This is a genomic window from Agromyces sp. C10, assembly GCF_023217995.1.
GTDB classification, from domain to species: domain Bacteria; phylum Actinomycetota; class Actinomycetes; order Actinomycetales; family Microbacteriaceae; genus Agromyces; species Agromyces indicus.
The window spans coordinates 240,563-265,697 of record NZ_JALPSX010000002.1; the positions used below are offsets into that span (position 1 = coordinate 240,563).

A 25,135-nucleotide genomic window follows, 5' to 3' on the forward strand; every position below is an offset into this window, starting at 1 on the left:
GGTGTTCGGTTCCTCGCTTACGGTTGACGCTGGAACCGGTTCCCGGTTCCGCCCCTGCACCGACTCGCACCACTCGACGAGGAGATGAGAGATGAGTTCCATTCGGCATCGTCGCTGGATCGTTCCGATCGCAGCGGCGGCGACCCTCGGGCTGACCATGACGGCCTGTACGGGTGACATCGCGGCAGAGGACGCGGCAGACACCGACTGCTCCGACTACGAGGAGTACGGCACGTTCGACGGCGAAGAGGTCAGCGTCTACGGCACCATCGTCGAGGTCGAGGCGGAGCGCCTCGAGGCCTCGTGGGCCGACTTCGAGACCTGCACCGGCATCGACGTGACCTACCAGGGCACGCAGGAGTTCGAGGCGCAGGTCCGCGTCCTCGTCGACGGCGACAACGCGCCCGACCTCGGCATCTTCCCGCAGCCCGGCCTGTTCGCCACCTTCGCCGACGACCTCGTCGCTCCTCCCGCCGAGGTCGAGGCGAACGTCGACGAGTACTGGGCCGAGGACTGGAAGGGCTTCGGCACGGTCGACGGCACCTTCCTCGGCGCGCCGCTGATGGCGAGCGTCAAGGGCTTCGTCTGGTACTCGCCCTCGATGTTCGAGGAGAACGGCTGGGAGCAGCCGGAGACGCTCGACGACCTGATGGCCCTGACCGACGAGATCGCGTCGTCGGGCGCGGTCGACAAGCCCTGGTGCGCCGGCTTCAGCTCCGGTGAGGCCACGGGCTGGCCCGGCACCGACTGGGTGGAGGACATGGTGCTCCGCCTGCACGGCGCCGAGGTCTACGACCAGTGGACCTCGCACGAGATCCCGTTCAACGACCCGCAGATCGTCGAGGCGTTCGACGCGGCCGGTGACATCCTCAAGAATCCGGACTACGTGAACGGCGGCTACGGCGACGTCCGCTCGATCAACGACATCACGTTCAACGAGGGCGGCTGGACCATCCTCGACGGCCAGTGCGCGATGCACCACCAGGCCTCGTTCTACGAGGGCCTCTGGCCCGAGGGCACGACGGTGGCCGAGGACGGCGACATCTGGGCCTTCATCACCCCCGGCCAGGAGGCGGGCGCGGCTGACGTGACGGGCGGCGGCGAGATCGTCGGCGCGTTCACCGACTCCGAGGCGGTCGCGGCCTTCCAGACGTACCTGTCGACCCCGCTGTGGGCCAACAACCGCGTCTCCGAGGGCGGCGTCATCAGCGCCAACAGCGGTGTCGACCCCGAGAACCTCTCGAGCGACCTGCTGCGCGAGGCCTACGCGATCCTGCAGGACGAGAACACCACGTTCCGCTTCGACGGCTCCGACATCATGCCGGGCGCGGTCGGTTCGGACTCGTTCTGGAAGGGCATCGTGTCCTGGATCAGCGGTGAGGACACCCAGGCGGTGGTGGACCGGATCGAAGCGAGCTGGCCGCAGTAGCCATCGAGCCCATTCGGGTCCTACCATCAACCAACGGGGGGTCGCGCGACCATCGCGCGGCCCCCTTTTCCTCAACGAGGAGGGAGTGCAATGACGACCGCCGACCTCATCGGCAAGATCTTCGTGGTGATCCTGGGTGTCGCCGTCTTCGCCGCGATCATCGGGCTGATCCTCTTCTTCGTCGACCGCGCACCCAAGCGCGGTCGCGACTACTGGCAGCTGGCCGGGTTCCTGCTCCCGACCGCGCTGCTGCTCGGGTTCGGCCTGATCTACCCGGCGATCCGCACCACGGGTCTCGCCTTCGCGAACAAGGCCGGTGAATTCATCGGGCTCGACAACTTCGTCTGGGCCTTCACGCAGCCTGCGGGCCTCATCTCGATCCGCAACACGCTGATCTGGGTGATCCTCGTGCCGCTGCTGTCGACCGTGATCGGCCTGGCCTACGCGGTCTTCATCGACAAGGCGCGCGGCGAGCGCGTCTACAAGTCGCTCGTGTTCATGCCGATGGCGATCTCGTTCGTGGGCGCCGGCGTGATCTGGCGGTTCGTGTACGAGTACCGCGGACCGAACCAGGAGCAGATCGGCCTGCTGAACGCCATCGTCACCGGACTCGGCGGCGAGCCGGTGCGCTGGCTGCAGGACGCCCCGTGGAACACCTTCTTCCTGATCGTCGTGATGATCTGGGTGCAGACCGGTTTCGCCATGGTCGTCCTGTCGGCGGCCATCAAGGGCGTGCCGACCGAGCAGATCGAGGCGGCCGAGCTCGACGGCACCAACGCGTGGCAGCGGTTCACCAACGTCACGATCCCGTCGATCCGCGGGTCGCTCGTGGTCGTCGTCACGACGATCTCGATCGCCACGTTGAAGGTCTTCGACATCGTCCGCACCATGACGGCGGGCAACTTCGAGACCTCCGTCGTCGCGAACGAGATGTACACGCAGGCGTTCCGGGCCAATGAGGCCGGACGCGGCGCGGCGCTCGCCGTGATCCTCTTCCTGATGGTCCTGCCGATCGTCATCTACAACGTGAACATCCTGAGGAAGCAGAGGGAGATCCGATGAGCAGCGTCGCACCCGCCGACCTCCCCGTCGCCGGCGGCAAGGGGGAACTCGAGCTCGACGTCATGCGCGAGCCGAAGGCCGCGCGCGTCAAGCGTCGGCTCACCTCGCGCACCGCGACGGCCGTGGCGCTGATCATCGCCGTCCTCTGGACGATCCCGACGTTCGGCCTGTTCATCTCGTCGTTCCGCCCGGAGCCGCTGATCAAGACCACCGGCTGGTGGACGATCTTCGAGAACCCGGGCTTCACGCTCGAGAACTACCAGGAGGTGCTGTTCTCGGCGTCGGGTTCGGCTCCGCAGCTCGGGTCCTACTTCGTGAACTCGCTCGTCATCGCCATCCCGGCCACGATCTTCCCGCTCGTGATCGCGTCGATGGCGGCGTACGCGTTCGCGTGGATCAAGTTCAAGGGCTCGGCGGCGCTGTTCGTCCTGGTGTTCGCGTTGCAGATCGTCCCGCTGCAGATGGCGCTCATCCCGCTGCTGCAGATCTTCTCGTCGACGATCCTCCCGTGGCAGCGCCAGATCAACGAGGTCATCCCGATCCTGCCCGACGACAGCTTCCTCCCGGTGTGGATCGCGCACACCGTGTTCGCGCTGCCGCTCGCGATCTTCCTGCTGCACAACTTCATCTCGGAGATCCCGGGCGAGGTCATCGAGGCGGCGCGCGTCGACGGCGCGAGCCACTCGCAGATCTTCTTCCGGGTCGTGCTGCCGCTGGCGCTTCCGGCGATCGCGTCGTTCGCGATCTTCCAGTTCCTGTGGGTGTGGAACGACCTGCTGGTCGCCCTCATCTTCACCGACGGCACCGCCGACACCGCACCGCTGACCCAGCGATTGGCGGAGCTCGTCGGCAGTCGCGGCCAGGAGTGGCAACGCCTCACGGCGGCGGCCTTCGTCTCGCTGGTCGTTCCACTCATCGTGTTCTTCAGCCTGCAGCGCTACTTCGTGCGCGGCCTGCTGGCGGGCTCGACGAAGGGCTGACGGGCGGGCGGATGCCGAGGCATCCGCTCGGACGCCTCGGAGGGGCGGGTGCTTCGGCACCCGCCCCTTCGCCGTCGATCGAGCCGGCGCAACCCATGGTCACGACGGATCGCGCAGGGTAGAACAGGACCATGGCGAGCTCCCCGCTCCTGCTGGGACCGATGCTCCGGTACGTCGACGAGCGATCCGCGAGCATCTGGGTCGAGACGCGCGCGGGCGGCGTGGTCGCGGTGCACGCGGGGGGCCGGTCGTGGTCGACGCGCACGTTCGCGGTGCACGGCCACCACTACGCGCTCGTCGAGGTCGACGGCCTCGAGGCCGGCTCCGAGCTGGCGTACGAGGTCCGGTTCGACGGGGCGACGGTGTGGACCGAGCACGGGTCGGATCGGCCGCCGCCGGTGATCGCGACGCGCGAGCCCGGTCGCCCCCTGCGGATGGCGTTCGGCTCGTGCCGCACGAGCGTGCCCCACGACCGTTCGGGCAACCGGACGCACGGCGTCGATGCGCTGCGCGCCTTCGCCCTCTCGCTCGCCGCCGACGAGCAGCCGCGGCCGGACCTCGTGCTCTTCCTCGGCGACCAGGTGTACGCCGACTCGACGTCGAAGGAGATGCAGGAGTTCATCCGTGCGCGTCGCAGCCTCCGCGAGCCGCCCGGCAAGGAGCTCAAGGACTACGAGGAGTACGCCCACCTCTACCGGCTGGCCTGGTCGGATGACGCGAACCGGTGGCTGCTGTCGACGGTGCCGAGCGCGATGATCTTCGACGACCACGACGTGCGCGACGACTGGAACGCGTCGCTCGACTGGAAGCGCAAGATGGAGGCCACCTCGTGGTGGCACGGGCGCATCGTCGCGGGGCTCGGATCGTACTGGGTCTACCAGCACCTCGGCAACCTGTCGCCCGAGGAGCGCGCGGCCGACCCGCTCTGGCAGCGCGTGGCGTCGCACGACGGTGATGCGGAGCTCGATCTCACGCAGGCGGTCGACGAGTTCGCCGAGCGCGTCGACGCCGACCCGACGACGTACCGGTTCAGCTACAGCCGCGACTTCGACGACATCCGCCTCGTCGTGGTCGACTCGCGCGCGGCCCGCGACCTGCGACCGGATGCGCGCGGACTGGTCGACCCGCCGGAGCTGGAGTGGTTCGACGAGCGGATGCGGGGCGGCATCCGTCACGTGCTCGTGGCCACCTCGCTGCCGTACCTACTCCCGATGGGGCTGCACCACGTCGAGGCCTGGGACGAGGCGATCTCACAGGGTGCGTGGGGCCGCCCGGCGGCGTGGATCGGCGAGCGGCTGCGCCAGGCGGTCGACCTGGAGCACTGGGCCGCCTGGCAGAACAGCTTCCAGGCGGTCGCGCGCATGATCACCGAGCTGGCCGACGGCGAACGGGGCCCGGCGCCCGAGAGCGTCACCTTCCTGTCCGGCGACGTGCACTACTCCTATATCGCCGAGGTCGAGCGCGACGGCGGCAGCCGCATCGTGCAGGCGGTGTGCTCGCCCGTGCGCAATCCACTGCCGCGCGTCCTGCGCTGGTTCACGGTGGTCACCTCCTACGGGGTGGCGACCCCGGTCGGTGCGCTCGTCGCGCGCTCGGCGAAAGTCCCGGATCCGCCGTTCCGCTGGCGCACCGTCGAGGGGCCGTGGTTCGACAACAACCTGGCGCTCCTGCGCGACGAGCCCGACGGCCTCGCCATGACGTGGCACCGCGGCGTGGTGGAGGGCGGGCGCGAGCGCGACCCGCGCCTCGAGGAGGTCGCGTCGGTCCTCGTTCCGGCCGCGCGCGACCGGGCGATCACCGCGAGCTGAACGGCGCGCTCGCCCTCGGCGAACACCCCGGTTCGGGCGGCCCCTCCCGGCCGGCGTGCCGGAGGCGCCGCTTAGGGTGAATCCATGAGCATGCACGGCGGGGGAGCGGGGGGCTCGGTCGGGAGGCCGGGCCGCGGTCCCGGCCCGCGGGGGCGCATCTCCAGCGCCGACGAGGAGGCCCAGCGCGCCGAGAACGCGGCGGCGCCGAAGATCCCCCACCTGTTCCGTCGCATCGTCGAGCTCTTCGCCCCGCACAAGGCGGCCCTCACGGTCACGGTCGTGCTCGTGCTGGTCGGCGCGGCGCTCAGCGTCATCCCGCCGCTGCTGACCCAGCGCGCGTTCGACGAGGCGCTGTTCCCGACGGACGGCGCGGGCGGGATCGCCCCGCCGAACCTCGAGGCCCTCGCGTGGATCGTCGGCGCGATGATCGCCGTCTTCCTGGTGTCGGCGCTCCTCGGGGTGTGGCAGACGTACCTGACCGCGACCATCGGCAACAAGGTCATGGGCGCGTTGCGCGTGCGCCTGTTCAGCCACCTCCAGTCGATGGAGCTCAGCTTCTTCACGCGCACGAAGACGGGCGTCATCCAGTCGCGCCTGCAGAACGACGTCGGCGGCGTGGCATCCGTGCTCACCAACACAGTGTCGAGCGTGCTCGGCAACACGGTCACGGTGATCTCGGCGTTCGTGGCGATGCTGCTGCTCAACTGGCAGCTCACGCTCATCGCGCTCGTGCTCATGCCGTTCATGGTCATCGCGCAGCGGCGGGTCGGCCAGGTGCGGGCGCGCATCGCGGCGAAGACGCAGGAGTCGCTGTCGGAGATGACCGCGATCACGCAGGAGACGCTGTCGGTCAGCGGCATCCTGCTCTCGAAGAGCTTCACCCGGCAGGCGAGCGAGATCGACCGGTACGCCGACGAGAACCGCAACCAGATCTCGCTGCAGGTCCGCCAGCAGATGTCGGGCCAGTGGTTCTTCGCGATGGTGTCGATCTTCATGTCGTCGATCCCGGCGATCGTGTACCTCGTCGCCGGCTGGCTCATCACGGGCGGCGCCGACATCACGGCGGGCACGATCGTCGCGTTCACCACGGTGCAGGCACGCCTGCTCTTCCCGCTCATGGGCCTCATGCGCGTCGCGCTCGACCTGCAGACCTCGAGCGCGCTGTTCGCGCGCATCTTCGAGTACCTCGACCTGAAGCCGGCGATCACCGACCGGCCCGACGCGCGCGAGGTGCCGACGGGCACGGATGCCGCGGGCCGGCCGCTGCTCGGCCGCATCGAGTTCGACCACGTCTCGTTCCGGTACCCCGACGCGGACGACGACCAGCGGCCCACGCTCGACGACGTGTCGTTCGAGATCGAGCCCGGCCAGTTCGCGGCGTTCGTGGGTCCGAGCGGGGCGGGCAAGACGACGGTGTCGTACCTGGTGCCGCGGCTGTACGAGGCGTCGAGCGGCGCGGTGCGCTTCGCCGGGGTCGACGTGCGCGACCTGTCGCAGGTCTCGCTGATGTCGCACATCGGGATCGTGAGCCAGGAGACGTACCTGTTCCACGCGTCGATCGCCGAGAATCTGCGGTACGCCAAGCCGGATGCCACGGACGCCGAGCTCGAGGCGGCGGCCCGCGCGGCGAACATCCACGAGACGATCGCGTCGTTCCCCGAGGGGTACGACACCGTGGTGGGGGAGCGCGGCTACCGGCTCTCGGGTGGCGAGAAGCAGCGCATCGCGATCGCGCGGGTCCTGCTCAAGGACCCGGCCGTGCTCGTGCTCGACGAGGCGACGAGTGCGCTCGACACGATCAGCGAGCGGGTCGTGCAGCAGGCGCTCGACGACGCGTCGCGCGGGCGCACGACGATCGCGATCGCGCACCGGCTGTCGACCGTGGTGGGGGCCGACGTGATCTTCGTGATCGTCGCGGGGCGCATCGCGGAGCGCGGCACGCATGCGGAGCTCATCGACGCGGGCGGCGTGTACGCGTCGCTGTACCGCCAGCAGGCCGAGCGGCCCGAGGTCCCGGTCACGCCCTCCTGACGGCCGGCGCGCCGAGGGGGACGGGTCGTCAGCCGGCCCGTGGCCCGGTGTCGGCGCTCGAGTCGGTCCGGGTGGCGGCGAGCACCTCGAGGAGCTCGCCGATGCGGTGGTCGGACTCGATGGGGTGCCGGAGGGGCAGCTCGTCGACCGTCTCGTAGCGGTTGCGCCGCCCGTCCTTCTCGCGGTGCACGTAGCCCGCGTCGACGAGGTCGGTGATGATGCCCTGCGCCGTGCGCTCGGTGATGCCGACGGCGTCGGCGATGTCGCGGACGCGGATCTCGGGGTCGCGGGCGAGGCAGATGAGCACGTGGGCGTGGTTGGTGAGGAACGTCCATCCGCTCATGCGCCCATGCTACCCCGCTCGACATAACCAGAAACAAAAGACCGGAATGGTTTGACATGCGAAGAACAACGCCGGTAATCTGCTTCGCATGTCGCTCCTCCTCATCGCCGCCCTCGCCGTCCAGGCGGCCACCGCGATCGCGACGAGCGCCGCCATCCGCCGCCCGGCGACCGCGGTCCGCATCGCGCTGCGCGGCGGCATCGCCGCCGCGCTCGTCGCCCTCGCCGCGCTCCTCGACGCGACGCTGCGCGACGGCGACCGCGTCGGCGCCGTGCTCGTCGTGTTCGTACTGGCGGTCACCGCGCTCGTGCTTGGCTTCGCGCGCGCCAACCTCCGCGGCGACCCCGCCGCCGGGCGCTTCGCGGCGCTCGCCGCGTGGCTCGCCTCCGCCTCCGGTCTCGTCGCGTCCGCCGCCGACCTCGTCGCCATCGCCCTCGCGTGGACCGCCGGCACGGTCGTCGTGATCGCGCTCCTCGGCCACGCGGGCGACTGGGGGCAGGCGCGCATCGCCCGTCGTCGCGCCGCCGTCGCGCTCCTGGTGGGCGACGCGGGCCTGTGGCTGGCGGTCGTCGCCGTCCGGCTCGACGTCGGTGGATCCGCGCTCGGCGGGCTCGCCGACGTGGCCCCGGCCACCGCCGCGCTGGCCGGCGCGGGCGTGGCGCTCGCCGCGATCTCCCGCGCCGCGGCCGTCCCCTTCCACGGCTGGCTCCCCGCCTCGCTCGCGGCGCCGACTCCCGTCTCCGCGCTGCTGCACGCCGGCTTCGTCAACGCGGGCGCCGTCCTCCTGCTCCGCACGGCCGACCTGCCGAGCCCCGTCGCGGGTCTCGTGGCGGGCGCCGCCGGCGCGATCACGGTCGTGATCGCGGGCGCGGCCATGCTCACGCGTCCCGACGTCAAGGGCCGGCTCGTGCACTCGACGGCGGCGCAGATGGGCTTCATGCTCCTCGCCTGCGCGATCGGCGCCTGGTACCTCGCGATCTTCCACGTCATGGCCCACGGGCTCTTCAAGGCGGCGCTGTTCCTCGGCTCCGGCACGGTCGTGCCGAAGCCCGAGACGACGGATCCCGCCCCGGCCCGCTCCGGAACGCTCGACCCCGCCGTCCGGATCGGCGCCGTCGCCGTCGCCGCGCTGGCGCCGGTCGCTGCGGCGCTCGCACTCGGCGGGGCGACCGCCGCCTCGGCGGCCATGCTGCTCTTCACCGTCCTCGCCGTGGCCGTCGCCGCCGGCGGCGCGCTCGGCGGGCTCGCCGGACGCCCCGGCGTGGCCTGGGCGCTGGCCGCCGCGGCCGCCGGGGTGGGCGTCGCCTACGTGCTCGTCACCCACGCGTTCGGCGACTGGCTCGCCCTCGACGCCCCCGGCGGCGCCCTGCCGTGGCCCGTGGTGCTCGCCGTCGCCGCGGTGCTCGCGCTCCTCGCGCTCGCCCTGCGCCGCAGCCGGGCCGCGGCCGCCCTGTACGCGTTCGCGCTCGGTTGGGCGCGCCCGCCCCTCCCGGCGGCGGACCGCCGCCGGCCCGCATCCGCCGTCCCCTCCGAGTACGGGAGCCGTCCATGACCGACCAGCCCGAGACCAGCCCCGCGACCCCGCCGACCGCCCGCGTCGACGGCGAGCCAAATCCCGCCGCCCGGCGCGCCGTGCTCCGCGGCATGGTGGCCGCCGCCGACCGCGTCGTCGCCCCGCATCGACCGCTCACGGCCTTCATCGCCCGCAACCCGCTCGCGGGGTACGAGCGCTGGAGCTTCGACGAGGCGGCCGCGCGGGTCGCGACCGAGCACGGCACCCGGCTCACCCTCGACGAGCCCGGGTTCCGCACCCGCCACCGCGACGGTGGCATCGACGACGCCGACCTCCGCGGCGCCCTCGAACGCCACGTCACCGAGGCCCGCGACCGCGAGCGGCGGTCGCCGAGCCCCGGCCGGCACGGCCTCGCCGTCGCCGACATCCTGCTCGCCGACCTCGTCGCGGCGCCGCCTGCGCCGGCGCCCGAGCGGCAGCTCGCGACGCCCGCGGAGACGGTGGACGCCCGCGTCGCGGCACGGGTCGACGACCTCGTGCTGCGGTGGGTCACCGCCTACCTCGGCAGCGGCAGCAGCACCTGGTCGCCGATGCGCCACGGGGCGTTCTGGCCCGCCTGGCAGCGGCTCGCGGCGCGAGACCCGTGGGTTCCCCGGCGCGTGCGCCGCGGCATCCGTCGACTCGCGGTGCACCCCGAGGACGCGATCGCCGATGCGCTCGCGCACTGGCGGCTGCTCGGCGACGACGCGGACCGGTTCCTGCGTGCGCACCTGACGGCGCTGCCCGGACTCGCCGGTCACGTCGCCCACGCCGCGAGCGTCGGACGCGCCATCGACCTCGTGGACCTCGTCGCCGTGCGGGCGACGTACGAGCGGCTGCTCCTGCCCGTGACCCACGCCGGGCTGCCGACGCGCCCCGAGTCCCGCGACGGTGCCGGCGACCCGGGGACGGCGGAGGCCCGACGGGTGGACGCGGTCCTCGACCGCCTGGGCCTCGACCGCGACGACGCGACCGCGCGCTCGACCGTCGGGCGCGTGCTCTCGCTTGTCCGTCCCGAGGAGCGCACCACGATCTGGCAGGAGGCGCTCGATCGGAGTGCCGCGCGCACCCTCGCCCCGCCTCGCGTCCGCGCGGCGGACGAGCGCGCCGACGACCGCGACGCCGAGCCGTCGCCGCGGCCGCTCGCGCAGGCGGTGTTCTGCATCGACCCGCGGTCCGAGGGCCTGCGTCGCGCGCTCGAGCGCGAGGCCGACCGGAGCGGTGTCGTCGTCGAGACGCTCGGGTTCGCCGGGTTCTTCGCCGTCGCCATGCGCTGGCACGACCTCGACGGGGCCCCGCCCGCCGCCGCCTGCCCGGTCCTGCTCGAACCGCGCCGCGACGTCACCGAGCTCGCCGCCGACTCGGCCGGCGCCGCCCGGTACCTCGACGGCGTCCGTGCTCGCTCCGCCGCCTCCGCCGTGGTCGCGCGCACGAAGGACTCCACGCTCGCCCCGTATGCGCTCGCCGAGACCGCGGGCTGGCCCATGGGCCTCGCGGCCGCGGCCCGCACCGCGGCCCCGGTCGGCTGGAGCCGCCTCGTCGAGGCCTGGCGCGGCAGTGCCGCCCGGCCGGCGACGCGTGCCGACGCCGACGCCGTCTTCGCGCTCGACGAGCGGATCGCCTACGCCGAGGCCGCGCTGCGGATGATGGGCCTCGTCGACGGGTTCGCCCGGCTCGTGCTGCTCGCCGGCCACGGTGCCGCGACCGTCAACAACCCGTTCGCGTCGGCGCTGCACTGCGGGGCCTGCGGCGGGCACCCGGGCGGCAGCAACGCGCGCGCCGCCGCCGCGATCCTCAACGACCCCGGCACTCGCGCGGGCCTCGCCGCCCGCGGCATCCGGCTGCCGGAGGACACCGTGTTCGTCGCCGTCGAGCACGACACGGTGACCGACCGCGTCACGACGTGCGAGCCGTGGTCCGTGCCCGCCTCGCACCTCGCCGACCTCGCGCGGTGCGACGAGCTGCTCGCGGCGGCGCGAGCCGCCTCGCTGCGGGAACGGCTCGCCACGCTGCCGGGCGCTCCCGACGGGGCATCCACTGCCGACGGGGCCGACGCGCTCACGGGCGACGCCGAGCGGCGCGCCGCCGACTGGTCGGAGGCGTACCCCGAGTGGGGCCTCGCCGGCAACGCCGCGCTCATCGTCGCGCCGCGTCGCGCCACGCGCGGGATGGACCTGGGCCGCCGGACCTTCCTGCACAGCTACGAGCCCGACGCCGACCCCGACGGCGCCGCGCTCGCGACGATCCTCACCGCGCCCATGATCGTCGCGCAGTGGATCAACGCCCAGTACCTCGCCTCCACGGTCGACCCCGACCGATGGGGCGCCGGGCCGAAGCCGCTCGCCAACGTCGTCGGCGACCTCGCGGTGCAGGCCGGCTACGGCGGCGACCTCCGGACCGGTCTGCCCTGGCAGTCGGTCGGCGTGGGGCGCCGTGCGGTCCACGCGCCCGTCCGGCTGCAGGTGTTCGTGCAGGCGCCGGTCGCGCGCGTGTGCGAGATCGTCGACCGCTCGAGCCTTGTCCGCGGACTCCTCGAGGGCGGCTGGATCGCGCTCCGCGTCCGCTCCGGCGAACGCGACCCGTGGCTGCGCTACGGGCCGCTCGGCTGGACCCGCGAGGGCATCGGCGAGGTCGCCGAGCACCCCGCCGCACGAACCGAACCCCGACCCACCCGACCCGTCCACGCCGAGGAGCACCCATGACCATCGACGGCCTCACGCCCATGACCAAGATCGAACTCGTCATCCCCACCGCGGAGGTCGACGCCGTGACCGCGCTGATGCGCTCGATCGGCGCGACGGGCTACACCGCGCTCGGCGGGGTGTCGGGCTTCGGCCACCACGGCGCCCACGGCGGGCGGATGCTCTTCAACGACCGCGATGCGCTCACGCTGCTCATCACCGTCGTCCCGGCCGACCGCGCGCAGACGCTCGTCGACGGGCTCCGACCGGTGCTCGAGGCGGGATCGGGCGTGATGTTCGTCTCCGACACGGCCGTGAGCCGGCCCGAGTACTTCCGCTGAGTCGGGGCTACGACCGCGCGGCGAGCATGTCCTCCATGAGGCGGATCTCCGACTCCTGGCTGCGCACGATCGACTCGGCGAGCGAGACGACCACCGGGTAGGAGGACCGGGCGAGCACGGCCTCGGCCATCTCCACCGCGCCGCGGTGGTGGGCGATCATGAGCTCGAGGAATGCGCGCTCGGCCTCGACGCCCTCGAGCGAGCGGAGCTCCTCGATCTGCTCCGGGGTCGCGAGGCCCGGCATCGGCTCGCCCGGCTCGTGGGCCGGGGCGTCGCCGTCTCCGGAGCCGTGGTCGTCGTGCGAGCCGTCGGCGGCGGGCCGCGTCATCCACGTCATCGACGGTTCGGGCCCGGCCTGGGGCAGGCCCCACTCGGCGAGCCAGCCGTACATCTGGCCGGACTGCTGCGCCTGCGCCGTCGCGATGTCGTACGCGAGCAGCCGGGTGGCCTCGTCGTCGGTCGCGTCGCGCACGATCATCGCGAGCTCGACGCCCTGCTGGTGGTGCACCTGCATGTCGCGCGCGAAGCCGGCCTCGGCGCTCGCGTTGGCGGGCGTCGGGTCGCCGAGCGTCGACAGCCGGCCGATCGAGAACGCGACGGCGGCCACGACGACGAGCGCCACGGATGCCGCGAGCACGATCACCCAGCGGCCGACCCCGCCGTTCGACCGCGTGTCGGTGGAGGGGTCGGTCACGACACCTTGCCGGGGCCGTCGATCGCGCCCGTGCACAGCGCGCCCGGCTCGGGCACGTTCTGGCTCTGCCAGTACTCCTCGAGGAACTCGCCGATGCGCGGGTCGTCGGCCTCGTCGACCTGCAGCTGCACGTTCCATCCGCTGAGGACGATGGGCGAGGGCAGGCCCTCGAACGGCGAGAGGATCACGTACGTGCCGGGCAGCTTCGAGCGCAGCGTCTCGAGCTCGCTCTCGGAGAGCGCGTCGGCGTCGTAGGTCACCCAGATCGCGCCGTGCTCGAGGGAGTGCACGGCGTTCTCGTTCGGGACAGGCTCCTCGTAGATGCCGCAGTTCAGCCAGGCCGGGTTGTGCTGGCCGCCCGCGGGCGGGGTCTGCTCGTAGTCGACGACGCCCTCGACGTGCTCGGACGCATTCTGGAACGTCTCGACGCCGTCGATCTCGACGCCCTCGCCGCCGGCGGTGTAGCTCGGGCGCTGCGGCGTGAGTACGACGGTCGTGACGATGAGCGCGACGATCGCGAGACCGGCGGCGAGCGACGCCCCGATGGCGATACGGCGATTGCGCTTCATGCGCGCCTCGCGCTTCTTGAACTCCTCGAGCTTGCGTTCGCGCTCCGCTGCGCGCTGCTGCTTGACGGTGAGCTTCTTTCCGGACGGGGGCGTGGTCACGAGTGGCCTTTCCTGACGGGGATCACCCATCATCCAAACGCATGGGACTGGGAGAACACCAGAGAGGGCGCCGACGGATGCCGCGAGCCGGGCCTGCCACGCGGCATCCGCCACCCGGTAGGCTTGCCGGGTGAGCTTCTCGCCCCGGTGTTGCTGTCGTCGCTAGGCAGGCGACCCCCTTCCTCGCGTCGCGCGCCGATCGGCGCCGCTCGACGCCCATCCACACCAAGGACAGAACACCGGCATGAAGTACGCGCAGCACATCACCGACCTCGTCGGCGACACGCCCCTCGTCAAGCTCAACCACGTGACCGAGGGGGTGACCCCGGCCACGGTGCTCGTGAAGCTCGAGTACCTGAACCCCGGCGGCTCCTCGAAGGACCGCATCGCGGCCCGCATCATCGACGCGGCCGAACGCGAGGGCAAGCTGAAGCCCGGCGGCACGATCGTCGAGCCGACGTCCGGCAACACCGGCGTCGGGCTCGCCCTGGTCGCGCAGCAGCGCGGCTACAAGTGCATCTTCGTCTGCCCCGACAAGGTGTCGGAGGACAAGCGCAACGTCCTCACGGCATACGGCGCCGAGGTCGTCGTGACGCCGACCGCGGTCGCCCCCGACAGCCCGGAGTCGTACTACGGCGTCTCCGACCGGCTCGCGCGCGAGATCCCGGGCGCCTTCAAGCCCGACCAGTACTCGAACCCGAACGGGCCGCGGTCGCACTACGAGACGACCGGCCCCGAGATCTGGCGCGACACCGACGGCACCATCACCCACTTCGTCGCGGGCGTCGGCACGGGCGGCACGATCACCGGCACGGGCCGGTACCTGCGCGAGGTCTCCGGCGACCGGGTGCGGATCATCGGCGCCGACCCGGAGGGGTCGGTGTACTCGGGCGGCACGGGCCGGCCCTACTTCGTCGAGGGCGTCGGCGAGGACTTCTGGCCGAGCGCGTACGACCCGAGCGTGCCGCACGAGATCATCGCGGCGTCCGACGCCGAGTCGTTCGAGATGACCCGGCGCCTCGCGCGCGAGGAGGGGATCCTCGTCGGCGGGTCGAGCGGCATGGCCGTCGTCGCGGCGCTGAAGGCCGCGTCCCGGCCCGAGGTCACGGCCGACGACGTGTTCGTGGTGCTCCTGCCCGACTCGGGTCGCGGCTACCTCGGCAAGATCTTCAACGACAAGTGGATGCGCGCGTACGGCTTCGGCAACGCGCCCGCGGGGCACACGATCCGCGACATCCTGTCGGCCAAGGCCGACCGCACGGCACCGCTCGTCTACGTGCACCCGAACGACACGGTGCGCGAGGCGATCGACCGGATGACGCAGTCCGGGGTCTCGCAGCTCGTCGTGCTCGCCGCCGAGCCGCCCGTGGTGCTCGGCGAGGTCGTCGGCGCCCTGCACGAGGAGGAACTGCTCGAGCAGGTGTTCTCCGGCCGCGCGAAGCTCACCGACGAGGTGTCCACCGTCGTGGGGGAGCCGCTGCCGCTCATCGGCGTGAACGAGCCCGTCGCGACCGCGCGCCAGGCGTTCGGCACCGCGCCCGCCATGCTCGTCACCGACGGCGGCAAGGCGCTCGGCGTCATCTCGCGCACCGACCTGCTCTCGTACCTCTCCTCGTAAGGACCCCAGATGAACAGCGACGCACGCTTCGACACCCGCGCGGTCCACGCCGGGCAGGACTTCGACCCGACGACCGGCGCGGTGATCCCGCCCATCCACGTCACCTCGACCTACGCGCAGGACGGCATCGGCGGGCTCCGCGGCGGCTACGAGTACTCGCGCGGCGGCAACCCCACCCGCACCGCGCTCGAGACGCAGCTCGCGGCCCTCGAGGGCGGCATCCGCGGCCTGTCGTTCGCGTCGGGCCTCGCCGCGGAGGACGCGCTGCTACGCACCGCCCTGAAGCCCGGCGACCACGTCGTCATCGGCAACGACGTCTACGGCGGCACGCACCGGCTCATCCGCCGCATCTTCGGCGACTGGGGCGTGCGGCACACCACCGTCGACACGAGCGACCTCGACGCGGTGCGGGCGGCGATCGAGCTCGGCACGACCAAGGTGCTCTGGGTCGAGACGCCGTCGAACCCCCTCATGAAGATCTCGGATGTCGCGGCGCTCGCCGAGCTCGGCGACGAGGCGGGCGTGCTCGTCGTGGTCGACAACACGTTCGCGAGCCCGGCGCTGCAACAGCCGCTGGCGCTCGGGGCGGGCGTGGTCATCCACTCGACCACGAAGTACCTCGGCGGCCACTCCGACGTGGTCGGCGGCGGCCTCGTGTTCGCGGCCGGCCAGGAAGAGCTCGCGGAGCGCGTCGGGTTCACCCAGTTCGCCGCGGGTGCGGTGTCGAGCCCGTTCGACGCGTTCCTCACGACGCGCGGCATCAAGACCCTCGGCATCCGGATGGAGCGGCACAGCCGCAACGCGCTCGCGATCGCCGAGCGGCTCTCGGAGCACGCGGGCATCGCGCGCGTCCTGTACCCGGGCCTGCCGTCGCACCCCGGGCACGAGCTGGCGGCACGGCAGATGTCGGGCTTCGGCGGCATGGTGTCGATCGAGCTCGCCGGCGGCGGCGAGGCGGCGCGCCGGTTCGCGGAGTCGACCGAGCTGTTCACGCTCGCCGAGTCGCTCGGCGGCGTCGAGTCCCTGGTGAACTACCCGTCGGAGATGACGCACGCGTCGGTGAAGGGCACCGAGGCGGAGGTGCCCGAGTCGATCGTGCGCCTCTCGGTCGGCATCGAGGACGTCGACGACCTGCTCGGCGACATCGACCAGGCGCTGGCCCGGCTCTGACGTCGCTGGTCGAGTAGCGGCGGAGCCGCGTACCGAGACCGCCCACCACCGTTGGCAGGATCTCGCGCAAGGGTGTCAGGCCCGCCAGCGCGCGGCGTCGGCGGCATCCGGCACGATGAACGGGTGAGTTCGAGAACGCTGGATGCCGCGGCATCCGTCGATGTCGCCGCCGGCCAGGTGCACCGGGGCCGTCTCGGTCTCGGGCAGGGCACCGCACTGTACGTGGCGAGCGTGCTCGGCACCGGGATCCTCGTGCTGCCCGGCCTGGCCGCCGAAGCCGCCGGCCCCGCCTCGATCGTCGCCGTCGCCGCCGTGCTCCTGCTGTCGATCCCGCTCGCCGGCACCTTCGCCGCACTCGCCTCGCGCTTCCCCGACGCGGGCGGCGTCGCGAGCTACGTGCGCCGCGCCCTCGGCGCCACGGCTGCGCGCATGACCGGGTACTGGTTCTTCTTCGGCGTGTGCGTCGGTGCGCCCGTCGTCGCCATCCTCGGCGGCGAGTACGTCGTCGCCGTGCTCGGCGTCGACCGCGCCGCCGTGCCCGTCATCGCGCTCGCCGTATACGTGCCGCCCTACCTCGCCAACTGGTTCGGCGTGCGCGTGGCCGGCTGGGTGCAGTTCGCGCTCACGGGCCTCCTGCTCGCCGTGGTCATCGGCGTCGTCGCGGCGACGTTCCCCGCCGTCGAGTCCTCGAACTTCACGCCGTTCCTGCCGAACGGCTGGGCGGGCGTCGGCACCGCGATCAGCCTCTTCGTGTGGGCCTTCGCGGGCTGGGAGGTCGGCACGCACATCGCGGGGGAGTTCCGCGACCCCCGCCGCACCATCCCGATCGCCACCGCGATCGCCATCGTCATCGTCGGCGTCGGCTACCTCGCGCTGCAGGTCGTGACCGTCGGCGTGCTCGGCGAGCGGGCGGGCGACGGCCAGGTCCCGCTCGTCGACCTCGTCGCCACGACCGTGCCCGGCATCGGACCGGTGCTCGTCGCGATCGTCGCCGCGATCGTCACGGTCGGCGTGCTGAACGCCTACCTTCCCGCGTTCGGCAAGCTGGGCGCCGCGCTCGGCCGCGACGGCGATCTGCCGCGCTTCTTCGCGAAGGGCGCAGAGGACGGCGCCGTCCCGCGGCGCGCGCTCGTGCTCACCGGCACGCTCATGGCGGTGTACTTCGGCTTCGCGCTCGTGCTCGAACTCGACCTCGCGCCGTTCATCCTCATCCACACGAGCAACATGGTCGCGATCTATGCCGCGGGCATGCTCGCCGCGACCCTCCTGCTCCGCCGCTGGTCGGTGGGCTGGTGGCTCGCGGTCGTCGCGACCGTGCTCTCGGCGGGGCTGCTCGTGCTCGCGTGGCAGAACCTGTACGTGCCGCTCGCGCTCGCCGCGGCATCCGTCGTCGTCACCGTCGTGCGGCGGGCCCGAACGCGCCGCGGCCCGATCGCCGGCCGCTGACCACGCCGCGATCGCTGCCGAAGCGCTGGGGATCGGGCGCGGCGGCTGGCATCGGCGGGCGGTTCCGGGTGAGGATGGTCCCCATGACCGCCCACGCGTACGCGCTCGCCGACGGCAACACGATCCCGGCGATCGGCCTCGGAACGTACGGGCTGAACGACCAGGCGGGGGTCGAGGCGATCGTCTCCGCGATCGCCGACGGCTACCGGCTGATCGACACCGCCTACAACTACGGCAATGAAGAGGTGGTGGCCGAGGCCATCCGCCGCACCGACGTCGACCGCAGCGACCTGTTCGTCACCACCAAGCTGCCCGGCCGGCACCACGGGCTCGAGGAGACGCTCGCGAGCTTCGAGCAGTCGCGCCGGCGGCTCGACCTCGACTGGGTCGACCTCTACCTGATCCACTGGCCGAACCCGAAGCGCGACCGGTACGTCGACAGCTGGCGATCGATGATCAAGCTCAAGGAGCGCGGCGTCGTCCGCTCGATCGGGGTGTCGAACTTCACGCCCGCCATGCTCGACCGGCTGGCGGAGGAGACGGGGCTGCTCCCGGTGGTGAACCAGGTCGAGCTGCACCCGTACTTCCCCCAGACCGAACTCCGCGCGTACCACGCCGAGCACTCGATCCGCACCGAGAGCTGGAGCCCGCTCGCCAAGCGCACCGAGCTGCTGAGCGAACCGGTGCTCGCCGAGATCGCCGCGGCGCACGAGGCGACGCCCGCCCAGGTCGTGCTGGCCTGGCACCTGGCGCTCGGCGCGGTGCCGATCCCGAAGTCGTCGGATGCCGCGCGTCGACGCGAGAACCTCGACGTCTTCGACATCGAGCTCGACGACGCCGAGGTCGACGCGATCTCGGGCCTCGAGCGGGGGCGCCTCTGGGGCGCCGACCCGGACGAGCACGAGGAGCTCTAGCTCGGCAGCATCTCGACGCCCGGCGACCGTCGCCGGCGGGGCGGATGTCGCGGGGCCGTCGTAGGCTCGATCAAGTGACCGAACGCTCCACCACCACCCCGATCGAGACCGAGCCCGTCGGCGGGCCGCTCGCTCGTCCTTGGCGGTGGCTGTCGCTCGGCATGTTCGCCCTGATCTTCCTCGCCGCCTTCGAGGTGCTCGCGGTCACCACCGTCATGCCGCTCGTCGCGGCCGACCTCGACGGGCAGAGCCTGTATGCGCTCGCGTTCTCGGTGCCGCTCGCGGCCGGCGTCGTCGGCATGGTCGTCGCCGGCAACTGGACCGACCGTTCCGGTCCGCTGGCTCCGCTGCTCGCGGCGGGCGCCCTCTTCGTGGTCGGTCTGGTGATCGCCGGTCTCGCGCCGACGATGCCGATCCTCGTGCTCGGCCGGCTCGTGCACGGCATCGGCGGGGCCGCGGTCATCGTGCCGCTCTACGTCATCGTCGCGCGCGTCTATCCCGAGTCGGTGCGCGCCCGCGTGTTCGCCGGCTTCGCGGCAGCCTGGGTGATCCCGTCGATCATCGGTCCCGCGATCGCCGGGTTCCTCGCCGAGCAGCTCGACTGGCGGTGGGTGTTCCTCGGCGTGATCGGGCTCGTGCTGCCGGCAGGCGCGATGATGCTCGTGCCGCTCCTGCGCGTGCGCGAGCTCGTCGCAGGCGACCCGAGTGTGCCGTGGAGTCGCAGCCGACTCGCCTGGTCGGTGCTCGCGGCGACGGCGGCGCTCGGGGTGAGCCTCTCGACCGAGCTCGCCGACCCGTGGCGCTGGATCGTCGCCCTCGGCTCGATCGCGCTGACGGTCGTCGCGGTGCGGCCGCTGTTCCCCGTGGGCACGCTGCGCGCCGCCCGCGGCATGCCGGCGACCGTGCTGATGCGCACGGTCGTGGCCGGCGCGTTCTTCGGCACCGAGATCTACCTGCCGTACCTGCTCATCGACCGATACGAGTTCTCGCCGGGCCTCGCGGGCGCGGTGCTCACGGGCGCGGGGTTGTCGTGGGCCACGGCGTCGTGGCTGCAGGGGCGGCTCGGCGACCGGGTGTCCAATGTCGACGCGGTGCGCATCGGCACCGGCGTCCTGGCCGCGGCGCTCGTCGTCGTGCTGCTCGTCGCCATGCTCGGGCTCTCGCCGATCATCGCGTTCGTCGCGTGGACGGCGGCGGGTGCGGGCATGGGGTTCATGTACCCGCGCTTCTCGGTGTCGGTCCTCGAACTCTCGCCGAAGGCGGCGCAGGGCTTCAACAGCGCCGCGCTCACCATCGGCGAGTCGCTCGGTGCCGCGGTGGCGCTCGCGGTGACGGCGCTCGTCGCGAGCGCGGTGGTCGGCGGGGCCTTCACGGCGGAGTTCGTGGTGACGGTCGCCATCGCCGTGGTCGGGGTGGCGCTCGCCTCGCGGGTCCGCCCCGCAGCCGCGTAGGGCCGAGTTCATGTGACCGTCACATTGTGACGGTCACATTCCGCGCGGGGATGTGCATAATGGTCTCGCCGGCATGTGTGACCGTGAACATGCCGAGATCGATCCCGAGGTCACCGTGCCAGAGCCGCCGCAGGAGCCGACTCGCGTCCGCGCCCCCAGCATCCGGGATGTCGCGCGCCTGGCCGGCGTCTCGCACCAGACCGTCTCGCGGGTGCTGAACCAGCATCCGAGCATCCGGCCCGAGACCAAGCAGCGCGTCCTCGACGTGATGGCCGAGCTGCAGTACAAGCCCAACCGCGCCGCCCGGGCCCTCGTCACGAGCCGGTCCCGCACGATCGGGATCCTGTCGGCCTCGAGCACCCACTACGGCCCGGCGTCGAGCATCGCCGCCATCGAGGCGGCCGCGCGCGAGTCCGGGTACTGGGTGAGCACGGCGAACATCGAGTCGTCCGACGCGGGCTCGATCGCCGACGGGCTCGCGCACCTGCGGGCGCAGGGCATCGAGGGGCTCGTGGTGATCGCGCCGCAGGTGCGCGTGTTCGACACGCTCGCCGAGCTGTCGATCGACGTGCCCTACGTGACGCTCCAGTCCACGGGGCGCGACCCCGAGCACACCCTGTCCGTCGACCAGATCGCGGGCGCCCGCAAGGCCACGCGGCACCTGATCGACCGCGGCCACCGGATGATCTACCACCTCGCGGGCCCGCAGGACTGGATCGAGGCCGAGGCCCGGATGCGCGGGTTCCTCGACGAGATGGGCGCGAACGACGTGCCGACGACGGCGCCGATCCTCGGCGACTGGACGGCCGAGTTCGGCTTCCACGCGGGGCGCGAGCTGCTGACCGTGCGCGACTTCACCGCGATCTTCGCGTCGAACGACCAGATGGCCCTCGGCGTCATGCACGCCGTCCGCGACGCGGGCCTCGAGATCCCGCGCGACGTGTCCGTCGTCGGCTTCGACGACATCCCGGAGGCGGCGCACTTCTGGCCGCCGCTCACGACGGTGCGCCAGGACTTCCCCGAGGTCGGCCGGCGGTGCGTGGCGCTCCTCCTCGGCGACCTCGACTCGAGCGCGCCGGAGTACCGCGGCACGATCGAGCCCGAGCTCATCGTGCGCGACTCGGTGGGCGCTCCCGCGTTCTGAGCGTCCGAACGGCGTTACCGTTCCGTGACCATCGGTCGGTTGACACGATGCGCGATCGTGTGGCTAACATGTGACGCGCCATGTGAACGGTCACATCAGCCGTCGCACGGTTCGAGTCCACCGCCGCCCGGCGACCGCACCACCGACGAGGGAGTCCCGCGTGACCAGCTTCGGCCCGCAGATCGAGGTCGCGATCGCGCGTGTGCGGGCCGAGGTCGCCCGACTGCACGGCGAGCTGACCCGCTACGGCCTGGTCGTGTGGACCGGCGGCAACGTATCGGGCCGCGTGCCCGGCGCCGACCTGTTCGTGATCAAGCCCTCGGGCGTGGCGTACGACGACCTCGCGCCGGAGAACATGATCCTCTGCGACCTGGACGGCGCCGTGATCCCCGGCACCCCCGGCAGCGACCGCAGCCCGTCCAGCGACACCGCCGCGCACGCCTACGTGTACCGCAACATGCCCGACGTCGGCGGTGTCGTGCACACCCACTCCACCTACGCGACCGCCTGGGCGGCGCGCGGCGAGGAGATCCCCTGCGTGATCACGGCCATGGCCGACGAGTTCGGCGGGCCCATCCCGATCGGCCCGTTCGCGATCATCGGCGACGACTCGATCGGCCGCGGCATCGTCGACACGCTCTCCGGGCACCGCTCCCGCGCGGTGCTGATGCAGAACCACGGCCCCTTCACCATCGGCGCGAGCGCGAAGGACGCGGTCAAGGCCGCCGTCATGGTCGAGGACGTCGCCCGCACCGTGCACCTGGCCCGCGAGGCCGGCGAACTCATCCCGATCCCGCAGGACGCCATCGACCGGTTGTACGACCGGTACCAGAACGTGTACGGCCAGTCATCCGACACCCGCCGTACCGCCCCCAACTGAACAGAGCGTGCGGCACCCGTGGTCCCGAACGGATGCCGCAGGGAAGCCGGTCGTCATGGACGAGGCCGGATTCCGAAACCGTCACCAAGACGACGACGTCCATGACCACACAGTGAAAGGACACACCGTGAACAGCACGAAGAAGGTGCTCCTCGCCACGATGGCGGCCGGTTCGATGCTCGCGCTCGCCGCGTGCTCGGGCGGCGCCGGCGGCGGCGGAGGCGAAGGCGGCGGCGACGGCGGCCTCATCGGCGTCGCGATGCCCACCAAGAGCTCCGAGCGCTGGATCCAGGACGGCGACTCCGTCAAGGAGCAGCTCGAGGAGCAGGGCTTCCGCGTCGACCTCCAGTACGCCGAGGACGACATCCCCACCCAGGTCTCGCAGGTCGAGAACATGATCACCAAGGGCGCTGAGGCCCTGATCATCGCGGCCATCGACGGCACCACGCTCTCCGAGGTGCTGCAGACCGCGGCCGACGCCGAGATCCCCGTCATCTCGTACGACCGCCTCATCCGCGACTCCGAGAACGTCGACTACTACGCCTCGTTCGACAACTTCGTCGTCGGCCAGCAGCAGGCGTGGTCGGTGCTGAACGGCCTCGGCCTCACCGAGCTCGACGGCACCCCGATCGAGGGCGCGCCCGAGGGTCCGTTCAACATCGAGCTGTTCGCCGGCTCGCTCGACGACAACAACGCGTTCTTCTTCTTCGACGGCGCGATGAACGAGCTCCAGCCGCTGATCGACGACGGCACGCTCGTCGTGAAGTCGGGCCAGACCGACATCGAGCAGGTCGCCACGCTCCGCTGGGACGGCGAGACCGCCCAGAGCCGCATGGAGGACATCCTCACGGCGAACTACTCCGACGGCTCGCAGGTCGACGCGGTGCTCTCGCCGTACGACGGCATCTCGCGCGGCATCATCTCGGCGCTCGAGGGCGCCGGCTACTCGACGGGCGAGGAGTGGCCGATCATCTCCGGCCAGGACGCCGAGCTCGACTCGGTCAAGGCGATCAACGCCGGCGAGCAGTACGCGACCATCTTCAAGGACACGCGCGAGCTCGCGACCGTGGCCGTGGACATGGCGACCGCGCTGCTCGAGGGCGAGGAGCCCGAGGTCAACAACACCGAGGACTACGACAACGGCGTGAAGGTCGTGCCGTCGTACCTCCTCGACCCGGTGATCGTCGTCAAGGACAACATCACCGAGGTCCTGGTCGACTCGGGCTACTGGACCGAAGAGGAAATCAACGGCTGATTCGCCGCTGAGCCGAACCGCATGACCGGACACCGCGTGTCGGGACCTGAGGCGGGAGTACCCTCGCCTCAGGTCCCGGCCGCGGCATCCGTCGCACCGGACGGTGCACCGGCAATGGAGCAGGAGCAAGGATGACCAACCACATTCTCGAGATGCGCGGCATCACGAAGACGTTCCCGGGCGTGAAGGCCCTCGCGAACGTCAATCTCGCGGTCGAGCGCGGCCAGGTGCACGCCATCTGCGGCGAGAACGGCGCCGGCAAGTCGACGCTGATGAAGGTGCTCTCTGGGGTGTACCCGCACGGCACCTACGAGGGCGAGATCGTCTTCGAGGGCGAGACGGTCGAGTTCAAGGACCTCACCGACTCCGAGGCCAAGGGCATCGTGATCATCCACCAGGAGCTCGCGCTCAGCCCCTACCTGTCGATCGCCGAGAACATCTTCCTCAACAACGAGCAGAAGGGCGCCGGCGGCCTCATCGACTGGAACAAGACCAACTTCGAGGCGTCGAAGCTGCTCGCCCGGGTGGGCCTGAAGGAGAACCCGACCACGAAGATCCGCGAGATCGGCGTCGGCAAGCAGCAGCTCGTCGAGATCGCGAAGGCGCTGTCCAAGCGCGTGAAGCTGCTCATCCTCGACGAGCCGACGGCCGCCCTGAACGACGAGGACTCCGACCACCTGCTCGACCTGATCCTGCACCTCAAGGGGCAGGGCATCACGTCGATCATCATCAGCCACAAGCTGAACGAGATCAAGAAGGTCGCCGACACCGTCACCGTCATCCGCGACGGCAAGACGATCGAGACGATCGCCAAGCAGGATGTCACCGAGGACCGCATCATCAAGGACATGGTGGGTCGCGACCTCGAGCACCGCTACCCCGACCACACGCCGCACATCGGGGAGGAGCTGCTGCGCGTCGAGGACTGGACCGCGCACCACCCGCAGGACACCTCGCGCGTCATGGTCGACAATGTCAACCTGAACGTGCGCGCCGGCGAGATCGTGGGCATCGCCGGGCTCATGGGCGCCGGCCGCACCGAGTTCGCGATGAGCCTGTTCGGCCACTCCTACGGCTCGAAGATCTCCGGCAAGGTGTTCCTGCGCGGCAAGGAGATCAAGACCCGCACGGTGGCCGAGGCGATCGAGAACGGCATCGCGTACGCGACCGAGGACCGCAAGACCTACGGCCTGAACCTCATCGAGGACATCAAGCGGAACATCTCGATGGCGTCGCTGCGCAAGCTCGAGAAGTACGGCCTCGTGCACGACAACGAGGAGTACGCGGTCGCCAACGAGTACCGCAAGTCGATGAACATCAAGGCGCCGAATGTCCTGGTGAAGACCGGCAAGCTCTCCGGCGGCAACCAGCAGAAGGTCGTGCTGTCGAAGTGGATCTACTCCGACCCCGACGTGCTCATCCTCGACGAGCCCACGCGCGGCATCGACGTCGGCGCGAAGTACGAGATCTACACGATCATCAACAAGCTCGCCGCGGCCGGCAAGGGCATCATCGTCATCTCCTCGGAGCTGCCCGAGCTCCTCGGCATCTGCGACCGCCTGTACGCGCTCTCCGAGGGGCGCATCACGGGCGAACTCCCCGTCGACGAGGCCACGCCCGAGTCGATGCTCAAGCTCATGACCATGGAAAAGCCCCGCTAGCCCGACG

The 25,135-nt window shown here is 71.5% G+C and carries 20 protein-coding genes; 17 read left to right on the forward strand and 3 right to left on the reverse strand.

Annotated features, from left to right (window positions below):
* Nucleotides 1-91: 91 nt before the first annotated feature.
* The 5 genes from M1L56_RS03450 (at nt 92) to M1L56_RS03470 (ending at nt 7,310) form a co-directional block, all read left to right on the forward strand.
* Nucleotides 92-1,429: an ABC transporter substrate-binding protein gene (locus M1L56_RS03450; RefSeq protein ID WP_248598169.1), complete on the forward strand. Its 1,338-nt coding sequence runs from the start codon at nt 92-94 to the stop codon at nt 1,427-1,429.
* A 90-nt stretch (nt 1,430-1,519) separates the two neighbouring features.
* Nucleotides 1,520-2,491, forward strand: coding sequence for a carbohydrate ABC transporter permease (locus M1L56_RS03455; protein WP_248598170.1), 972 nt, complete (start codon nt 1,520-1,522; stop codon nt 2,489-2,491).
* The gene (locus M1L56_RS03460) at nt 2,488-3,471 is read left to right on the forward strand and encodes a carbohydrate ABC transporter permease (protein WP_248598171.1); all 984 of its coding nucleotides are present in this window, start codon (nt 2,488-2,490) and stop codon (nt 3,469-3,471) included. Before M1L56_RS03455 ends, M1L56_RS03460 begins: the two co-directional genes overlap by 4 nt.
* 131 nt (nt 3,472-3,602) lie before the next feature.
* Nucleotides 3,603-5,279 (forward strand): alkaline phosphatase D family protein, encoded by a 1,677-nt coding sequence (locus M1L56_RS03465; RefSeq protein WP_248598172.1) that lies wholly within the window; start codon nt 3,603-3,605, stop codon nt 5,277-5,279.
* An 84-nt stretch (nt 5,280-5,363) separates the two neighbouring features.
* Nucleotides 5,364-7,310, forward strand: a complete 1,947-nt coding sequence (locus M1L56_RS03470; protein WP_374255784.1) for an ABC transporter ATP-binding protein — start codon at nt 5,364-5,366, stop codon at nt 7,308-7,310.
* 28 nt (nt 7,311-7,338) lie between these two features.
* On the opposite strand, the gene M1L56_RS03475 is transcribed toward M1L56_RS03470, so the two are convergent.
* Entirely contained in the window at nt 7,339-7,653 is a 315-nt protein-coding gene (locus M1L56_RS03475; protein ID WP_067947908.1) for a winged helix-turn-helix domain-containing protein, read from the reverse strand.
* A gap of 88 nt (nt 7,654-7,741) precedes the next feature.
* On the opposite strand from M1L56_RS03475, the gene M1L56_RS03480 reads away from it, so the two are divergent.
* Genes M1L56_RS03480 through M1L56_RS03490 form a run of 3 tightly spaced genes read left to right on the forward strand, consistent with a single transcriptional unit; the run spans nt 7,742 to nt 12,227 of the window.
* Nucleotides 7,742-9,205 carry a proton-conducting transporter membrane subunit gene (locus tag M1L56_RS03480; RefSeq protein ID WP_248598173.1) on the forward strand — a complete coding sequence of 488 codons (1,464 nt, stop codon included), beginning with the start codon at nt 7,742-7,744 and terminating at the stop codon, nt 9,203-9,205.
* A complete protein-coding gene (locus tag M1L56_RS03485; RefSeq protein WP_248598174.1) occupies nt 9,202-11,907 on the forward strand; it encodes a putative inorganic carbon transporter subunit DabA in 2,706 nt (901 codons plus the stop codon). Before M1L56_RS03480 ends, M1L56_RS03485 begins: the two co-directional genes overlap by 4 nt.
* Nucleotides 11,904-12,227 (forward strand): P-II family nitrogen regulator, encoded by a 324-nt coding sequence (locus M1L56_RS03490; protein ID WP_067950663.1) that lies wholly within the window; start codon nt 11,904-11,906, stop codon nt 12,225-12,227. The genes M1L56_RS03485 and M1L56_RS03490 overlap by 4 nt, the downstream gene beginning before the upstream one ends.
* Before the next feature lie 7 nt (nt 12,228-12,234).
* Here M1L56_RS03490 and M1L56_RS03495 read toward each other — a convergent pair whose 3' ends face one another.
* Complete coding sequence (locus M1L56_RS03495) at nt 12,235-12,921, reverse strand: DUF305 domain-containing protein (RefSeq protein ID WP_248598175.1); 687 nt, start codon at nt 12,919-12,921, stop codon at nt 12,235-12,237.
* Complete coding sequence (locus M1L56_RS03500; protein ID WP_248598176.1) at nt 12,918-13,589, reverse strand: DUF3105 domain-containing protein; 672 nt, start codon at nt 13,587-13,589, stop codon at nt 12,918-12,920. The genes M1L56_RS03495 and M1L56_RS03500 overlap by 4 nt, the downstream gene beginning before the upstream one ends.
* Before the next feature lie 244 nt (nt 13,590-13,833).
* On the opposite strand from M1L56_RS03500, the gene M1L56_RS03505 reads away from it, so the two are divergent.
* The 9 genes from M1L56_RS03505 (at nt 13,834) to mmsA (ending at nt 25,128) form a co-directional block, all read left to right on the forward strand.
* Nucleotides 13,834-15,207: a cystathionine beta-synthase gene (locus M1L56_RS03505; protein WP_067950657.1), complete on the forward strand. Its 1,374-nt coding sequence runs from the start codon at nt 13,834-13,836 to the stop codon at nt 15,205-15,207.
* 9 nt (nt 15,208-15,216) lie between these two features.
* Entirely contained in the window at nt 15,217-16,377 is a 1,161-nt protein-coding gene (locus M1L56_RS03510; protein ID WP_248598177.1) for a cystathionine gamma-synthase, read from the forward strand.
* A gap of 123 nt (nt 16,378-16,500) precedes the next feature.
* Nucleotides 16,501-17,823, forward strand: coding sequence for an amino acid permease (locus tag M1L56_RS03515; protein ID WP_248598178.1), 1,323 nt, complete (start codon nt 16,501-16,503; stop codon nt 17,821-17,823).
* An 83-nt stretch (nt 17,824-17,906) separates the two neighbouring features.
* On the forward strand, nt 17,907-18,737 hold the full coding sequence (locus M1L56_RS03520; protein WP_248598179.1) for an aldo/keto reductase: 831 nt from the start codon (nt 17,907-17,909) through the stop codon (nt 18,735-18,737).
* A 74-nt stretch (nt 18,738-18,811) separates the two neighbouring features.
* Entirely contained in the window at nt 18,812-20,188 is a 1,377-nt protein-coding gene (locus tag M1L56_RS03525; RefSeq protein WP_248598180.1) for an MFS transporter, read from the forward strand.
* A 73-nt stretch (nt 20,189-20,261) separates the two neighbouring features.
* Nucleotides 20,262-21,332, forward strand: coding sequence for a LacI family DNA-binding transcriptional regulator (locus tag M1L56_RS03530; RefSeq protein ID WP_248598181.1), 1,071 nt, complete (start codon nt 20,262-20,264; stop codon nt 21,330-21,332).
* Between the two features lie 160 nt (nt 21,333-21,492).
* Complete coding sequence (locus M1L56_RS03535; RefSeq protein ID WP_248598182.1) at nt 21,493-22,212, forward strand: L-ribulose-5-phosphate 4-epimerase; 720 nt, start codon at nt 21,493-21,495, stop codon at nt 22,210-22,212.
* Between the two features lie 160 nt (nt 22,213-22,372).
* Entirely contained in the window at nt 22,373-23,467 is a 1,095-nt protein-coding gene (gene chvE, locus M1L56_RS03540; protein ID WP_067950669.1) for a multiple monosaccharide ABC transporter substrate-binding protein, read from the forward strand.
* Nucleotides 23,468-23,598: 131 nt separating this feature from the next.
* Nucleotides 23,599-25,128: a multiple monosaccharide ABC transporter ATP-binding protein gene (gene mmsA, locus M1L56_RS03545; protein WP_248598183.1), complete on the forward strand. Its 1,530-nt coding sequence runs from the start codon at nt 23,599-23,601 to the stop codon at nt 25,126-25,128.
* Nucleotides 25,129-25,135 lie beyond the last annotated feature (7 nt).

Bases quoted from the DNA above. Each gene is read 5' to 3' on its own strand.
- M1L56_RS03460 (WP_248598171.1), top strand. From the start codon at position 2,488: ATGAGCAGCGTCGCACCCGCCGACCTCCCCGTCGCCGGCGGCAAGGGG.
- M1L56_RS03450 (WP_248598169.1), top strand. From the start codon at position 92: ATGAGTTCCATTCGGCATCGTCGCTGGATCGTTCCGATCGCAGCGGCG.
- M1L56_RS03520 (WP_248598179.1), top strand. From the start codon at position 17,907: ATGACCGCCCACGCGTACGCGCTCGCCGACGGCAACACGATCCCGGCG.
- M1L56_RS03530 (WP_248598181.1), top strand. From the start codon at position 20,262: ATGTGTGACCGTGAACATGCCGAGATCGATCCCGAGGTCACCGTGCCA.
- M1L56_RS03480 (WP_248598173.1), top strand. From the start codon at position 7,742: ATGTCGCTCCTCCTCATCGCCGCCCTCGCCGTCCAGGCGGCCACCGCG.
- M1L56_RS03455 (WP_248598170.1), top strand. From the start codon at position 1,520: ATGACGACCGCCGACCTCATCGGCAAGATCTTCGTGGTGATCCTGGGT.
- chvE (WP_067950669.1), top strand. From the start codon at position 22,373: ATGGCGGCCGGTTCGATGCTCGCGCTCGCCGCGTGCTCGGGCGGCGCC.
- M1L56_RS03485 (WP_248598174.1), top strand. From the start codon at position 9,202: ATGACCGACCAGCCCGAGACCAGCCCCGCGACCCCGCCGACCGCCCGC.
- M1L56_RS03470 (WP_374255784.1), top strand. From the start codon at position 5,364: ATGAGCATGCACGGCGGGGGAGCGGGGGGCTCGGTCGGGAGGCCGGGC.
- M1L56_RS03475 (WP_067947908.1), bottom strand. From the start codon at position 7,653: ATGAGCGGATGGACGTTCCTCACCAACCACGCCCACGTGCTCATCTGC.
- mmsA (WP_248598183.1), top strand. From the start codon at position 23,599: ATGACCAACCACATTCTCGAGATGCGCGGCATCACGAAGACGTTCCCG.
- M1L56_RS03465 (WP_248598172.1), top strand. From the start codon at position 3,603: ATGGCGAGCTCCCCGCTCCTGCTGGGACCGATGCTCCGGTACGTCGAC.
- M1L56_RS03505 (WP_067950657.1), top strand. From the start codon at position 13,834: ATGAAGTACGCGCAGCACATCACCGACCTCGTCGGCGACACGCCCCTC.
- M1L56_RS03490 (WP_067950663.1), top strand. From the start codon at position 11,904: ATGACCATCGACGGCCTCACGCCCATGACCAAGATCGAACTCGTCATC.
- M1L56_RS03510 (WP_248598177.1), top strand. From the start codon at position 15,217: ATGAACAGCGACGCACGCTTCGACACCCGCGCGGTCCACGCCGGGCAG.